This is a genomic window from Candidatus Pelagibacter sp. PS_17, from assembly GCF_059417945.1.
The window spans coordinates 1,045,910-1,060,180 of the sequence record NZ_CM182073.1 but is presented as its reverse complement, the minus strand read 5'-3'; the positions used below and the strand labels follow the sequence as shown (position 1 = coordinate 1,060,180).

Here is a 14,271-nt window from a genome sequence, read left to right as displayed (position 1 = left end):
AATGTTGGTAAAGTTTTTTAAATTCTTTTTAATATTAATACTTTATCAGAGTCCATTATACTCAAAAAATACCAGTTTAAATGATTTTAATGCAAGGTATTTGTCTAATTATTTTTCAGGAATTGTAGCTTATGAAAATCTAGATAATACAGAAGCTTTAAAATTTTTTAATTCATCAAAAATATTAATAAAACAGCATGATGCCTATCTTGAGAGGTATGTATTTTCCTTAGTACTTGATGGCAAAGTTAAGAAAGCAATTGATCAAGTTAAACAGAACTCAACAAAAAACAACTCTGACTTTTTTCAGGCTAATCTGTTGCTGGCAGTTGATAGTTTAAAGAAAAAAAACTTTAAAAAAAGTAAAGTTTATATTGATAGATCATATGAATTTATTAACAATGATAGACTTTCATTAATCATTGCAGAAACCTTCAAGCAATATTTATCAGTTTTTGAAGAAAAAAAATTAGTGAAACAAACTAATACGTTTGGAAATTTTTCATTTATTAACGAAGTTTTTCAAAGATGTTATTTAAATGATAAAGATACAGAGAGATATTTTAATACATTAATTAATTCACAAAACGATGCTGATTATTCAAGGTATGTATTTTTTTTGATCAGTTATTTAATCAAGAAAGATAATTACGATAAGGCAAAAAAAGTTACTAATAATTTTGATTATTTAAATTCATCAGTATTAATTTCTCAAGGTAAAAAATGGATAGAAGATAAAAACTTAGATAATTTTCAAGAAATTTTTTCATGTACAAATTCGAATGACATTGTTAGTGAACTATTTTTTCTAATAGCAAATCTCTATTCCTCTCAGAATGATTATGAGAAATCAAATTTTTATTTAAATATAGCTAACTATTTAAATCCTAAATTTATTTTCAATTTGTCTTTATTAGCTGAAAATTATTATTTGAGTGATGATTATTCCAATACATTAAAAACTCTTGAAGCATTTGATAAAAAGCATGAATTTTATTATTGGTTTAAGTTAAAAAAAGAGTCTCAAATTATTTTAAAAAAAAATAATAAAGAAGCATCTCTAAAATTTATCAATGAAAAATTTAAAGAAATTAAAAACCCAAATAAAAAAATTATATTTGATATTGCAAATATGCATAAAAATGCAAAAAAATATATTGAAGCAATAAATTTTTATGATCAAATACTTTTAAAAATGAATGTTAATTCTGACTTATACGCTGAAATATTATATAGGCGTGGAGGAAGTTACGAGAGATCAGGAGATTATGTAAAAGCAGATAAAGACTTATTAAAGTCTCTAGAAGCTAACCCAGATGATGCTTATGTTTTAAATTATTTAGCTTACTCGTGGTTAGAAAGAGAGCATAAAATTGATACTGCTCTTAAAATGCTTGAAAAAGCTTATGAAGCCAGAAGTAATGATCCATACATTATTGATTCAATCGGTTGGGCATATTACTTAGTCGACGAATATGAAAAAGCAGAAAATTTTCTTAAAAGAGCAGTTGAATTAATGCCTCAGGATCCAGTAGTTAATGATCATTACGGTGATATTCTTTGGCAGCTTGATAGAAAAATTCAAGCAAGATATTTTTGGCAAGCTGTTTTAAATTTAGATGAGACCGAAGATGCCATGAAAGAAACTATTAAAAATAAATTATTAGAGGGATTAAAAAATTCCTAAATTATGAATAGTTTTAAGATAAAGTCTTATGCAAAGATAAATTTAGCTCTAAACGTTACAGGAAAAAAATCAAAGCTTCATAATATCGAAAGTTTAATTTCTTTTATCGATTTACATGATTTAATTACAATAACAGAAAGCAATACAAAACAGCATAAAATTAATTTTATTGGAAGATTTTCTAAAAACATCAGTAAAATTAATACTATTTCAAAATTGTTAAAAATTTTAGATAACAAAAAACTTTTGAATAATAAAAAATTTGAAATTAAAGTTATAAAAAATATACCTCAAAAAGCTGGAATGGGAGGTGGGTCTATGAATGCTGCCAGTCTATTAAATTTTTTTATTAAAAAAAAATTAATTAAAATAAAAAAAAATGACTCAAAAAAAATAAGTAATGAAATAGGATCAGATGTGATTTTAGGTATAAAGCCATCACTTGCTATTCTTTTATCTAATGGAGATATTAAAAAATTCAAAAATAAAATTAAATTTCATATATTAGTTACGAAACCTAACTTTGGATGTTCTACAAAATATATTTATTCTAAAGTTGATTCATTCTCCAAACCTCAATTTAACCCTCCTAAACAGAAACTATTTGAAGCAAAATATTTAAAAAATTTAGACAATGATCTTGAAAAGGTTGCCTTAAATAAATATCCAGAACTTAAAAGAATTAAATCCTACCTCAATGGTTTACCCAACACCCTATTTGTTAGAATGTCCGGATCAGGATCCTCAATAGTGGCTTATTTTCATTCTAAAAAGGCCTGCAAAAAAGCATGCAGCCAATATAAACGAAAATTTAATAACCACTGGTGTATTGAATCAAAAACTATATAATTTTTTTTTTTGTGATATATGCAACTAATATTGGCCCATGGTGAAGTGGTATCACATCTGTTTTTGGTACAGAGATCCGAGGTTCGAATCCTTGTGGGCCAGCCATATATGAATAATTTATTAGATAAAATTTTTTTTAGATCTCAAAACCTTAATCACATAAATTTAGGCTTCAAAAATATTAAAAAGGAAACAGAAGTTTCAAAAATATTTGAAGCAATTCATTCATACTCTAGCAATAGTGAAATCCGGTATGTAGGTGGATGTGTAAGAAAGATTATTAATAAAGAAGCATATGACGACATAGATTTAGCAGTTAATTTAAATCCAAAAGAGGTGTGTGAGGCTCTTACTAAAAAGGACATAAAATATTACGAGAGTGGAATAGAACATGGAACAATTACAGCGTTAATTAATGATATAAAGTTTGAGATTACATCATTGAGAAAAGACATTGATACAGATGGACGACATGCAAAAGTAGAGTTCTCTGATAGCTGGAAAGAAGATGCTTCTAGAAGAGATTTTACTATCAATTCTATTTACGCGGATATTGAAGGAAGTTTATTTGACCCATTTGATGGAAAAAAAGATTTAGAAAGTGGAAAAATTAATTTTATTGGAAATGTAGAAACCAGAATTAAAGAAGATTATTTGAGGGTATTAAGATATGTCAGATTTTTTCTTAGTTATTCTAAGCATAGTCATGACCCACAAGTCATTAAAGCAATTAAAAAAAACCTAAGCGGTGTTTCAAGTATTTCCTCAGAAAGATTAATAGATGAATTTCAAAAATTATTAAAATCAAATGGTTTTCTAAAGTTAACTAAGGATAAGGATTGTTTAGAGATTATAAATCTTATTTTTCCACAAATAAAAAATATTTCTCTATTCAATAAAATGAATAGTTTTGCAAAAAAAAACTTTCTTGAAATGGACTTTATTTTCTTATTATCTTTAATGATTATTGATGGAACTGATAATGTAGATTACTTTATTTATAAATTTAATTTATCCAAAAAAGATCAAAAAAGACTTATATTTTTAAATAAGTTTAATTTAGAAAAAAATACGAACCAAACCTTTTCAGAAAAAAATCTAAATAAAATTTTTTATTTTAATGGCAGGGAGGCATTATTAGATGTTCTTTATTTTAAAATTTTTAAATCCAAAAAAGTAGACAATAAGTTAATTAAAATGATTGAAATTTTTAAAAAAAAAGAAATGCCTGTTATGCCATTTAAAGCTAGTACTTTGATGGAAAAATATCAAATTCCTGAGGGAAGGGAGCTGGGACAGAAGTTAAAAGCAATAGAAGAAGTCTGGACTAGTAATGATTTTAAAATTTCAGATAAAGAACTTCAAAAAATAGTAAGTAATTAAACGTACTTTACATCTTTAATTTCAAAGTTTTTTACACCTGCGGGAGTTTTAATTTCAACTAAATCATTTTTGTTTTTTCCAATTAAACCTCTACCTATAGGTGATTGAAAAAATATCAGTTTTTTTTGAAGGTCAGCCTCGTCTTTTCCAACTATTTTATAGGTAATTTTTTCTCCAGTATCCAAATTTTCTAAATCTACAGTTGAGCCAAAGATGACTTTGCCATCATTACTCATTTTGGTTACATCAATAACATTTGCTCTTGCAATAATATCATTTATTTCTGTAATCCTTCCTTCGTTATGAGATTGTTCTTCTTTTGCAGCATGATATTCAGCATTCTCTTTCAGATCTCCATGAGATCTTGCTTCAGATATCGCAGCAACTATTTGAGGTCTTTTTTTTTCTTTTAAAAAAATTAACTCTTCCTTTAAACTTTCAAGACCATCTGCTGTTATTGGTTCTTTATCCATTTTAATTCCATTTTGCTATTGGAGGTAAAGACATTAATATTGCCTCAACATTACCACCTGTTTGTAGGCCAAATTTTGTTCCTCTATCATATAGTAAGTTAAACTCAGCATATCTACCTCTTTTAATATATTGTATCTCCTTTTGTTTTACAGTCCATTTCTTTTTGTGTTTCAATTGTATTATCGAGTTAAATAACATTTGAAAGGTAACTCCAAGATCTGTTACAAATTTAAAGTCTTTCTCCCAATCTTTTTTTTTGTAATCAAAAAAAATACCACCAATTCCCCTTGTTTCTTTTCTATGGGGTAAATAAAAATATTCATCACACCACTTTTTATATTTTTTATAAAATTTTTTATCATGTCGATCACACATTTTTTTTAATTCAGTATGAAGGAAGCTTTTTTCTTTAAGATCTTGGATGCAAGGGGTTACGTCCATACCACCACCAAACCATCCATGTGTTGTGTAGATAAATCTAGTGTTAAAATGAATTGCTGGAACATGAGGATTTTTCATATGCATTACAATAGAAATTCCTGATGCCCAAAAATTTGGATTTTTAGAGGCACCTGGGATTTTTTTACTCATTTTTTTTGAAAACTTTCCATGCACTTCTGAAAAATTTACACCAACTTTTTCAAAAATCTTACCATTTTTTAAAATTCTAAACTCTCCACCACCTTCATCCTTAATTTCACTTCTATTCCAAGTTTTAGATTTAAACTTAGATTTCTTACCTTCTAGTTTTTCAATGTCATTACAAATTGTGTTTTGCAGCAACTTAAACCAATTAGAAGCAAGTTTTTTTTTAATTTCTTTGTCCATTATTTATTAAAGTTAGTTTGCCTTAAATTTTCTGAAAGAATTATAGCAACTGAAGAGGCTATATTTAAAGATCTTTTATTGTCCATCATGGGTATTTTTAACCTATACTTAATTAAATTATGAACATGGTCTGGTACGCCAGCACTTTCTCTTCCAAATAAAAGTGTATCATTACTCTCAAATTTGAAGTCAGTATAAGAATCTGCTGATTTAGTTGTTAATAATATTACTCTCTCATTCTTTTTTGATTTAAAAAATTCATCTGAACTTTGATAAAATCTTATCATTTTTTCATCCATATAATCCATCACAACTCTTTTAAATCTTTTATCGCTGAATAAAAAACCACATGGTTCAATTATTTCTAAATCAGCCCCTAGACACGCACATGTTCTGATAATAGCAGCTGTATTTTGAGGAATATCAGGTTCATATAAGGCTATTTTAGGTCTCAAATTCATGTTTTATGTGTCATTGTTTCAGTGGAAAAAAAACTTTTTTCTTATATGAAATCATATATTAGATAACAATATACAAAAAATTAAAGATGTCTGAAAAAAAACCTGAAAGAAGAGAATTTTTATTTACAGCCTCATATGCGGTAGGTGCTGTTGGGGTAGGAGCTGTTGTTTGGCCACTTATTGATCAAATGAACCCAGATGCATCTGTTAAAGCATTAGCTAGCACAGAAGTTGATGTAAGTTCAGTTCAGCCTGGAAAAACAATCACTGTACTCTGGAGAGGAAAACCAGTTTTTATTAAAAGAAGAACACCCGAGGAAGTAGCTGAAGCAAGAGCTGTTAAAATGGAAGATTTAAAAGACCCTCAAAAAGATGAGGATAGAGCAAAAGATCCAGAATGGTTAGTTATGTTAGGTGTCTGTACGCATTTAGGATGTGTCCCTTTAAATGATAAAGGAGACTACAATGGTTGGTTCTGTCCTTGTCATGGTTCACATTATGATATCTCTGGAAGAATTAGAAAAGGTCCTGCTCCAACAAACATGGAAGTTCCAAAATATGAATTTGTTAACAGCAACACTATTAAAATTGGATAATAAATAATTATGAGTGATCACGAGTACGTTCCTAGTTCAAAATTTGGAAAATGGTTTAATGACAGGCTTCCACTTTTATCACTCGCTAGTCATTTAACTGATTATCCAACACCTAAGAATTTAAATTATTGGTGGACATTTGGTGGAATTTTAACTTTTTGTTTAATTACACAAATCGTTACTGGTTTAACTTTGGCTATGCACTACATTGCTCATGCTGACATGGCTTTTGAAAGTGTTGAACATATCATGCGGGACGTTAACTATGGTTGGTTAATAAGATATATTCATGCAAACGGTGCTTCAATGTTTTTCTTAGCAGTTTATATTCACATATTTAGATCTTTGTTTTATGGATCATATAAATCTCCAAGAGAAATTATTTGGATTATTGGAATAATAATTTACCTTTTAATGATGGCTGCAGCATTTATGGGTTATGTTTTACCATGGGGTCAGATGAGTTTTTGGGGAGCAACAGTTATTACAAATCTTTTTAGTGCCATACCTTTAGTGGGTGAGGGAATAGTTAATTGGTTGTGGGGAGGTTATTCTGTAGATAACCCAACTTTAACAAGGTTTTTCACATTACATTACTTAATACCATTTTTAATCTTGGGCTTAGTCGTTCTTCATATTTGGGCGTTGCATGTTCCTGGAAACAATAACCCAGTGGGGATTGATGTTAAAAAACCTTCTAAGGATACAGTGCCATTCCATCCATATATTGTGATCAAGGATGGCTTTGCATTATTAATGTTTATGATTGTATTTGCATTTTTTGTTTTTTATTCACCAAATATTTTAGGGCATGCAGATAATTATATAGAAGCAAACCCAATGGTAACACCAGCCCATATCGTTCCAGAGTGGTATCTATTACCATTTTATGCAATCCTAAGATCAGTTCCTGATAAATTAATGGGAGTAGTTGCAATGTTATCAGCAATTTTAATTTTAGCTGCACTGCCTTGGTTAGATACTTCAAAAATTAGATCAGCAGTATTTAGACCTCTTTACAAACAATTTTATTGGATACTAGTAGTGGATGTATTAGTTCTAGGTTACGTAGGTGCGATGCCAGCTGAGGGGCTTTACTTATTGATTGCCAGGGTTGCCACAGCTTACTACTTTATTCACTTTTTAATAATCTTACCGGTATTAGGATTTAAAGAAAAAACCATACCTTTACCCTTAAGTATTACAGAACCAGTACTTGGAGGGATGCCAATGGCATCAGCTGTTAAAAAAAAAGAAAGTTTAGATTAATTAAGTGAAAAATATTTTAAAAATTAGTTATTCAATTATTTTTTTATTAGTAGGAACTCTTACAGTTAATGCTGCAGAAAAAGTAGATCTTTTAAAAACAGATTGGAGTTTTAAGGGATTATTTGGAAAATTTGACAGAGGTTCACTTCAAAGAGGATATCAAGTTTATACTGAGGTTTGTGCGTCGTGCCATTCAATGAAATATGTAAGTTATAGAAACTTATTTGAGCCAGGTGGACCAGAGTTTACTGAAGAGCAGGCTAAAGCAATAGCTGCAAGTTTTGAAATTACAGATGGACCCAATAATGATGGAGAAATGTTTGTAAGACCCGCTAAGTTATCTGATAAATTTGTCATGCCTTATGAAAATGTTAAAGCAGCTCAAGCAGCAAATGGAGGAGCTTATCCTCCTGATATGTCTGTGCTAGCAAAAGCTAGAACTGGTGGGGTTGATTATATTTACTCATTGCTACTTGGTTATGAAGATCCACCGAGTGGTGTAACGCTTGATGATGGTGTTTACTATAACAAGTTTATGTATGGAAATAATATTAAGATGGCAGAACCATTATCAGATGGTTTGGTAGAATATAGTGATGGAACTACAGCATCTAAAGAGCAAATGGCAAAAGATGTTACAACATTTTTAATGTGGGCAGCTGAACCTCATTTAGAAAGCAGACACAAGATGGGCTTTAAGGCTATCTTGTATTTAATTATTTTAACTATTCTAGTTTACTTTAGTATGAAGAAAATTTGGTCACGTATTGAATCTGAAGTTTAATATATCACCATCTTTGACAATATAATCTTTTCCTTCAAGTCTCATTTTTCCATTTGTCTTTGAATTGACCCAACCATCATTAGCTATGAAGTCTTCATAGGAAATTGTTTCAGCTCTTATAAAACCTTTTTCAAAATCAGTGTGTATTTCACCAGCTGCTTTTGGTGCAGTACAATTTTTTTGGATAGTCCAAGCTCTAGTTTCTTCAGGCCCAGATGTAAAATAAGTGTCTAGCTCTAAAATATTGTAACCTTTTTGAATTAACATATTTAAACCAGTTCTTTTTAATCCAATCATCTCCATATAATTCTCTTTTTCTTCATTTTCTAATTGATTTATTTGGTTCTCAATATCAGCTGAAACTATTAAGGTATTTTTTTCACCATATTTATCAATAAATGCTTGAGTGTATTTATTTCCATTTTGAACACTTGCCTCATCAACATTACATACAAAAATTTTAGGCTTTAAAGATAATAAACCACTTTGGCTTATTAATTTTTTATCAAATTGTTCATAAAGTATTTGAATATCTTTGGAATTATTTATGCAGTCAGAAGCAATTTCTAATATTTTTAATTGCTCCTCATCTACATTTTTCTTATTATTTTTTTCTAATCTTTTTTGTATTGACTCAAGGTCAGCCAACATCATTTCTGTTTCAATAATTTCCAAATCTCTAATTGGATCAACAGTTGGGTTCACATTTTGAATATCATCAGAGTCAAAACATCTGATCATATGAATGACTGCATCGACTTCTCTTATATGAGATAAGAATTTATTTCCTAAGCCTTCACCTTTAGAGGCGCCCGCTACTAGTCCGGCTATATCCACAAACTCAATAGTAGTATTAATTTTTTTTTTTGATTTTGATATTTCTACCAATTTGTCTAGTCTTTCATCTGGCACAGGAACCACACCAACATTTGGCTCTATCGTACAAAAAGGGAAGTTTGCTGCTTGTGCCTTACTAGAATTTGTAAGTGCATTAAATAGTGTAGATTTACCAACATTAGGTAAGCCAACAATTCCACACTTAAAACTCATTATTTATTATTTACAGTGCTTGAGAATAAATCTAATTTTTTATCAATTAATATAGCCATTGAATCAATAATATTTTTAGTAATTTTTTCTAGTTGTATCATTTCATCTTCATCAAAATCTTTTAATACATGATCTGCAACATCAGCCTTAGTTTTGGGTCTTCCAATTCCTATTCTAACTCTTGAATAATCTTTACCAATAAATTTATCTATAGATTCAATTCCATTATGTCCTGCACTTGATCCTGCAAATTTTGCTTTCACTTTTCCAAATTCAAGGTCAAGGTCATCATGGAAGACAATCACATCTTCAGCATCAATTTTGAAGTATTCAATTAATTCCCTTATACAAATTCCAGAATTATTCATAAAGGTTAATGGTTTTATTGCATAAACCTTTTTATCTTCAATATTACCTGTAGTTAATAATCCTTTAAATTTTGGTTTTTGTTTAGACAAACCAAACTTTTGATTAAGAGTATCAATTAATTTGAAACCAATATTGTGTCTGTTGTTTTCGCTATCGGGTGTTGGATTTCCTAAGCCTACAAATAAAAGCATATTTTTTTTAAATCGTATCTAGGAGTCTTCACTATGATAAGTTGATTATTTTTTTTCTTCAGTGGCTTTTTTTTCGCCGTCATCTTTTTTATCACCCTCAGCTGCTGGTGCTGCTTCTTTACCATCTTCTGCTGCTTCTGCTTCAGCTTCAGCTGGTTTTTCTGGCTCTTTCATCACTGTAGGTGCTGCTAAAGTTGCAATTACAAAATCTCTTCCAATAATAGTTGGTGTAACACCTTCTTCTAATTTTACTGAAGATATTTTGAAACTTTCCCCAATATCCACCCCATCTAAATCAATAGTTATTGCAGATGGAATTTTTTCACTTGGACATTTTAATTCTATTTTTCTTCTCACAATGTTTAGTACTCCACCTCTTTTTAGGCCTGGTGAAGTTTCATGATTAATAAATACCACAGGCACTTCTATTCTAATTTTTACACCTGGCACAACTCTTAGAAAATCAATATGAGTTGGCTCGTCAGATATTACGTTATAAGTAATTTCTCTTGGTAAAACATTTTGAGGTTTGCCATCTAAATTAAGAGTTATTATGTTTGATAAGAAACTTCCTTTATCTATTAAAGATTTTAATGTTTTTTTTAATACAGTAACTTTTTGATTTTGATCTGGTCCCCCATAGATTATGCCAGGGATATTTCCAGCTGATCTAAGAGAACGGACATCTCCTTTTGACTTAGTATTTCTAGTATTTGCATCAAGTGAATTCATAAAAAGATGGCTTTTAGCCCAAGTTTCTTAATAACTCAAGATAATTATTTAAATAAATCGGATACAGATGTTGAGTTAGAGATCCTTTTAATTGCCTCACCCATAAGTGCTGAAATAGGCAAAACTTCTATATTTTTAACATTTTTAATTTTATCGTGATTATCAATTGTATCTGTTATTACTAATTTTCTAATAACTGATTTTTTAATTTTATCTACTGCTTCTCCACTTAAAACTCCGTGAGTAATATAAACATAAACCTCTTTAGCGCCTCTATCCTTTAAAGCTTTCGCAGCGTTTACTATAGTTCCACCTGAATCAATTATATCATCAACTATAATACAGGTTTTCCCTTTAACATTTCCTATAACATTCATAACTTTGGATTGTCCTGGTTTAGGTCTTCTTTTATCCACAATAGCAAGTTCCACATTTAAAATTTTACCAAGTGCTCTCGCTCTTTCAGTTCCACCAACGTCTGGTGCAACACAAATAATATTTTTACTTTTAATATTTTTTTTAGCATGTCTTGCAAAAATTGGTGTAGCAAATAAATTATCTACAGGAATGTCAAAAAAGCCCTGAATTTGTCCTGCATGAAGGTCTACAGTAACAACTCTGTCAGCACCTGCTTTAGTAATTAAATTAGAAACCAGTTTTGCAGAAATAGAAGTTCTAGGCACTACTTTTCTGTCTTGTCGTGCATATCCAAAATAAGGAATGACAGCAGTAATATTTTTTGCTGAAGATCTTTTTAAAGCATCAATGCAAAGTAGTAATTCCATTAGGTTGTCGTTTGCAGGTGATGAAATAGACTGAATTATAAAGATACTATTACCTCTAATATTTTCATTAATTTCTATATAAATTTCTCCATCAGAAAACTTTTTTATACTTGAGTTTACAAGCTTAGTTTTTAAATATTTTGCAATATTTTTACTTAGAGGTTTATTGCTGTTTCCAGTTAATAATTTCATGAGATATTATGAATTAATCATAATTACAGAAATATTTCTACCATAATCATTCTCATTGCGGCTAATAGATCTTCGTGCACTAAAAAAATTATTTTTAGGATTAAATGTATTCTTATTAATTATATCAATTTTCTTTATATTTAAGGCTTTTAATTGAGAAAGGACGTATTTCTTTAAATCAAAGAAATCTTTATTTTGAATTTTTTTAAAAAATTTTTTATTTTTTCCATCTTTTTTAATGAGTTTTTTAATAAAATCTTTTTTTACCTCATAATTTTTTACTGAAATACATGGTCCAATTACTGCAGTAACATTTTTAGGATCACATCCTTTTTTTATCATAAAATTTAAGGTTCTTTTAATTATCCCTTTGAAAGCACCCTTCCAGCCAGCATGGATTGCAGCAATCATCTTTTCTTTCTCATCATAAACAAGTATTGGAGCACAATCTGCAGTTAATATAGCTATAGGAAATTCCTTTTTATTTGTGACTAGTGCATCTCCTTCAAAATTATAATTTTTAAGTTTTAGATTTTTATCTATAAAATGAAATTTATTGCTGTGAATTTGCTTTAGTAAAATAATTTTTTTAAGCTTAGTTTTAATTTTCCTTTGAACGATTTGAAGATTTTTTAAAACATTTTTTTTATTGTCTGAGGACCCAGGGCCACAATTTAAGCTCTTAAAAATACCTAGAGATTTTCCACCCTTTCTATTAAAGAAAGCATGCTGTAAGTTTTTAAATTTACTGAGTTTCTTTGACTTAATCAGTTTAAAACCCCAATTTAAATTTATTTTTATTTGTTGTTATTAGCATTACTTTAAACAATTCACCCATTTGATTTTTATCTATAAGTCTTTTTATTCTAAAATAAATATCAGCTTTTTCACTAAATAACATTTTCTTGGACAATATTTCTGCTCTTTCAAGAATACCAAGTTTTGTTAAAAATTCACCTTGAGTAGTATTCATTGAGGTAAGTGAGCTTAATTCTTTAACTATTCTATTTAATAAACTAAAACTTAAATTGTAGGTAATATCAGAATTACCAAACCCTTTTAGTACATCACAATATTTATGTTTCGATACAGCTTGCAGGGTATTTTTCATTTTTTTATCAGTATACGCATAATCTATTATTAAAATTCCACCATTATTACGTTTAATCTTATTGAAGATAATTTCTAGGTATTCGGTTGATTGTAGTGAATACTCAATAAAGTTCTGTTGTTTTGTAATTTTAAATTTAATTTTATTTTCAAATTTTTCCATATCAAAAGGAACATCAAAATACTCAAATTTATTGTTAAAAAATCTGACACATCTTTCAAACCATTTTCTTTCTTTCTTTATGAATTGTTTAATAGGTAAAGCGTCAAAAAATTCGTTTGCCAAAAAAATACATGGCGAATTATCTAATTCGCTTAAATCATTTAACCATTGAATATTTTTTTTATTGATATTAATTTTTTGTTTTTTTCGAAGCAATTTGCTTCTTTCTAAAATCTTAATGTGACAAGAATTTTTAAATATTTGAAATTTTTCAAAGGTATTGACTAAAACTTTCATCATTTCACCATTACCGGCCCCTAATTCGATTAAATTAAATTTTTTAGGGCAACCTAGATTTTGCCAAAACGACACTACCCAAATTGCAATCATTTCTGAAAATAATACAGATATGTTGGGTGAAGTTATGAAATCACCCTTTTTGCCAAAGGGATTTTTTTTCATGTAGTAGCCTGATGTTTCATTATAAAGAGACTCCTCTATAAACTTATCTAGGGTAAACGACTGATTATTCTTAATTTTCATTTTTTAAAGATAAAAGGTAAACCCCAGTCAGAAAAAAAAGAACACTTATCAATTGACCTAATGTTAGATTTAAAACTAAGTAACCGATTTGTGGATCTGGAGATCTGAAAAACTCTATAAAAAATCTAAATAGAGAATAAAAGATCAGGAATAAAGCAGAGATTTTTCCAGGTACTTTTAAATAATCTTTTTTAAAAAAATACCCAAGTACAAAGAAAAGAATTATTCCCTCAAAAAAAGCCTCATATAATTGTGAAGGGTGCCTTTTGATATTATCTATTAGAACAAATTGAACTGACCAAGGAAGGTCTGTAGCTCTTCCATAAAGCTCTGAGTTTATAAAATTGGCAATTCTACCAAAAAAGATTCCAATTGGAGCAGATAGGGCAACCAAGTCTAAAAATATAAACGAATTTGTATTGTGTTTTTTTGAAAACAATATTGATGCAATTATAATTCCAATTAAAGCACCATGAAATGACATTCCTCCATTCCAAACCATCAATATTTCTATAGGGTTATCTAAATAATATTTTAGATTATAAAATAAAGTATAACCAAGCCGACCTCCCAAAATCATACCTATAATGAGATAGGTTATAAAGTCATCAAATAGCTGAAGAATATGAGAGTCTTTTATTAATTTTTTTTTACAATACAGCCAACCAAGTGCAATACCCACAATATAAGCCAAAGAATACCATCTGATTTCTAATGAAAATATTTGAAACGCAACTGGGTCAAAATTATTAATAAACATTTTTAAAAAACTACGTATAAAGTATATTAATTTTATAAGCGAATA

Annotated in this window: 16 protein-coding genes and 1 tRNA gene; 7 read left to right on the top strand and 10 right to left on the bottom strand. The window is 28.9% G+C overall.

What is annotated here, in order from left to right; translation table 11 throughout:
- Window position 1: 1 nt before the first annotated feature.
- From AC5SML_RS05630 to AC5SML_RS05615, 4 genes are all read left to right on the top strand, one after another.
- Window positions 2–1,687 (top strand): tetratricopeptide repeat protein, encoded by a 1,686-nt coding sequence (locus AC5SML_RS05630; RefSeq protein WP_494617011.1) that lies wholly within the window; start codon window positions 2–4, stop codon window positions 1,685–1,687.
- A gap of 3 nt (window positions 1,688–1,690) precedes the next feature.
- Window positions 1,691–2,536 (top strand): 4-(cytidine 5'-diphospho)-2-C-methyl-D-erythritol kinase, encoded by an 846-nt coding sequence (locus AC5SML_RS05625; RefSeq protein ID WP_271767242.1) that lies wholly within the window; start codon window positions 1,691–1,693, stop codon window positions 2,534–2,536.
- Between the two features lie 31 nt (window positions 2,537–2,567).
- A tRNA-Gln gene (locus AC5SML_RS05620) sits at window positions 2,568–2,641 on the top strand.
- Between the two features lie 3 nt (window positions 2,642–2,644).
- On the top strand, window positions 2,645–3,919 hold the full coding sequence (locus AC5SML_RS05615) for a CCA tRNA nucleotidyltransferase (RefSeq protein ID WP_018413532.1): 1,275 nt from the start codon (window positions 2,645–2,647) through the stop codon (window positions 3,917–3,919).
- Here the strand turns inward: AC5SML_RS05615 and greA are convergent.
- From greA to AC5SML_RS05600, 3 genes are read right to left on the bottom strand one after another with little or no spacing between them, the layout of a single operon-like run.
- Window positions 3,916–4,392, bottom strand: coding sequence for a transcription elongation factor GreA (gene greA / locus AC5SML_RS05610; protein WP_006997805.1), 477 nt, complete (start codon window positions 4,390–4,392; stop codon window positions 3,916–3,918). The two genes, AC5SML_RS05615 and greA, sit on opposite strands and share 4 nt — an antisense overlap.
- Window position 4,393: 1 nt before the next feature.
- The gene (gene hemF / locus AC5SML_RS05605; RefSeq protein WP_006997806.1) at window positions 4,394–5,221 is read right to left on the bottom strand and encodes an oxygen-dependent coproporphyrinogen oxidase; all 828 of its coding nucleotides are present in this window, start codon (window positions 5,219–5,221) and stop codon (window positions 4,394–4,396) included.
- Window positions 5,221–5,682: a tRNA (cytidine(34)-2'-O)-methyltransferase gene (locus tag AC5SML_RS05600; protein WP_006997807.1), complete on the bottom strand. Its 462-nt coding sequence runs from the start codon at window positions 5,680–5,682 to the stop codon at window positions 5,221–5,223. The genes hemF and AC5SML_RS05600 overlap by 1 nt, the downstream gene beginning before the upstream one ends.
- 86 nt (window positions 5,683–5,768) lie before the next feature.
- On the opposite strand from AC5SML_RS05600, the gene petA reads away from it, so the two are divergent.
- From petA to AC5SML_RS05585, 3 genes are read left to right on the top strand one after another with little or no spacing between them, the layout of a single operon-like run.
- Window positions 5,769–6,278: a ubiquinol-cytochrome c reductase iron-sulfur subunit gene (gene petA, locus AC5SML_RS05595; protein WP_006997808.1), complete on the top strand. Its 510-nt coding sequence runs from the start codon at window positions 5,769–5,771 to the stop codon at window positions 6,276–6,278.
- A gap of 9 nt (window positions 6,279–6,287) precedes the next feature.
- Window positions 6,288–7,547 carry a cytochrome b gene (locus AC5SML_RS05590; protein ID WP_006997809.1) on the top strand — a complete coding sequence of 420 codons (1,260 nt, stop codon included), beginning with the start codon at window positions 6,288–6,290 and terminating at the stop codon, window positions 7,545–7,547.
- A 4-nt stretch (window positions 7,548–7,551) separates the two neighbouring features.
- On the top strand, window positions 7,552–8,331 hold the full coding sequence (locus AC5SML_RS05585; RefSeq protein WP_006997810.1) for a cytochrome c1: 780 nt from the start codon (window positions 7,552–7,554) through the stop codon (window positions 8,329–8,331).
- Here AC5SML_RS05585 and ychF read toward each other — a convergent pair.
- Genes ychF through lgt form a run of 7 tightly spaced genes read right to left on the bottom strand, consistent with a single transcriptional unit; the run spans window position 8,308 to window position 14,226 of the window.
- Window positions 8,308–9,381, bottom strand: a complete 1,074-nt coding sequence (ychF, locus tag AC5SML_RS05580; RefSeq protein WP_271523208.1) for a redox-regulated ATPase YchF — start codon at window positions 9,379–9,381, stop codon at window positions 8,308–8,310. The genes AC5SML_RS05585 and ychF overlap by 24 nt on opposite strands.
- Entirely contained in the window at window positions 9,381–9,941 is a 561-nt protein-coding gene (gene pth / locus AC5SML_RS05575; RefSeq protein WP_494617009.1) for an aminoacyl-tRNA hydrolase, read from the bottom strand. Before pth ends, ychF begins: the two co-directional genes overlap by 1 nt.
- 45 nt (window positions 9,942–9,986) lie before the next feature.
- The gene (locus AC5SML_RS05570) at window positions 9,987–10,673 is read right to left on the bottom strand and encodes a 50S ribosomal protein L25/general stress protein Ctc (protein ID WP_011281467.1); all 687 of its coding nucleotides are present in this window, start codon (window positions 10,671–10,673) and stop codon (window positions 9,987–9,989) included.
- A 44-nt stretch (window positions 10,674–10,717) separates the two neighbouring features.
- Window positions 10,718–11,650: a ribose-phosphate pyrophosphokinase gene (locus AC5SML_RS05565; protein ID WP_006997814.1), complete on the bottom strand. Its 933-nt coding sequence runs from the start codon at window positions 11,648–11,650 to the stop codon at window positions 10,718–10,720.
- A gap of 6 nt (window positions 11,651–11,656) precedes the next feature.
- Window positions 11,657–12,418, bottom strand: coding sequence for a peptidoglycan editing factor PgeF (pgeF, locus tag AC5SML_RS05560; RefSeq protein ID WP_267878655.1), 762 nt, complete (start codon window positions 12,416–12,418; stop codon window positions 11,657–11,659).
- Window positions 12,419–12,422: 4 nt separating this feature from the next.
- Window positions 12,423–13,466, bottom strand: coding sequence for an SAM-dependent methyltransferase (locus tag AC5SML_RS05555; protein ID WP_494617008.1), 1,044 nt, complete (start codon window positions 13,464–13,466; stop codon window positions 12,423–12,425).
- A complete protein-coding gene (gene lgt / locus AC5SML_RS05550; RefSeq protein ID WP_006997817.1) occupies window positions 13,456–14,226 on the bottom strand; it encodes a prolipoprotein diacylglyceryl transferase in 771 nt (256 codons plus the stop codon). Before lgt ends, AC5SML_RS05555 begins: the two co-directional genes overlap by 11 nt.
- Window positions 14,227–14,271: the final 45 nt, after the last annotated feature.

Coding starts and splice junctions, on each gene's coding strand:
- hemF (WP_006997806.1), bottom strand. CDS start 5,221: ATGGACAAAGAAATTAAAAAAAAACTTGCTTCTAATTGGTTTAAGTTG.
- AC5SML_RS05565 (WP_006997814.1), bottom strand. CDS start 11,650: ATGAAATTATTAACTGGAAACAGCAATAAACCTCTAAGTAAAAATATT.
- ychF (WP_271523208.1), bottom strand. CDS start 9,381: ATGAGTTTTAAGTGTGGAATTGTTGGCTTACCTAATGTTGGTAAATCT.
- AC5SML_RS05615 (WP_018413532.1), top strand. CDS start 2,645: ATGAATAATTTATTAGATAAAATTTTTTTTAGATCTCAAAACCTTAAT.
- AC5SML_RS05600 (WP_006997807.1), bottom strand. CDS start 5,682: ATGAATTTGAGACCTAAAATAGCCTTATATGAACCTGATATTCCTCAA.
- AC5SML_RS05570 (WP_011281467.1), bottom strand. CDS start 10,673: ATGAATTCACTTGATGCAAATACTAGAAATACTAAGTCAAAAGGAGAT.
- pth (WP_494617009.1), bottom strand. CDS start 9,941: ATGCTTTTATTTGTAGGCTTAGGAAATCCAACACCCGATAGCGAAAAC.
- greA (WP_006997805.1), bottom strand. CDS start 4,392: ATGGATAAAGAACCAATAACAGCAGATGGTCTTGAAAGTTTAAAGGAA.
- lgt (WP_006997817.1), bottom strand. CDS start 14,226: ATGTTTATTAATAATTTTGACCCAGTTGCGTTTCAAATATTTTCATTA.
- AC5SML_RS05630 (WP_494617011.1), top strand. CDS start 2: ATGTTGGTAAAGTTTTTTAAATTCTTTTTAATATTAATACTTTATCAG.
- AC5SML_RS05625 (WP_271767242.1), top strand. CDS start 1,691: ATGAATAGTTTTAAGATAAAGTCTTATGCAAAGATAAATTTAGCTCTA.
- AC5SML_RS05590 (WP_006997809.1), top strand. CDS start 6,288: ATGAGTGATCACGAGTACGTTCCTAGTTCAAAATTTGGAAAATGGTTT.
- AC5SML_RS05555 (WP_494617008.1), bottom strand. CDS start 13,466: ATGAAAATTAAGAATAATCAGTCGTTTACCCTAGATAAGTTTATAGAG.
- petA (WP_006997808.1), top strand. CDS start 5,769: ATGTCTGAAAAAAAACCTGAAAGAAGAGAATTTTTATTTACAGCCTCA.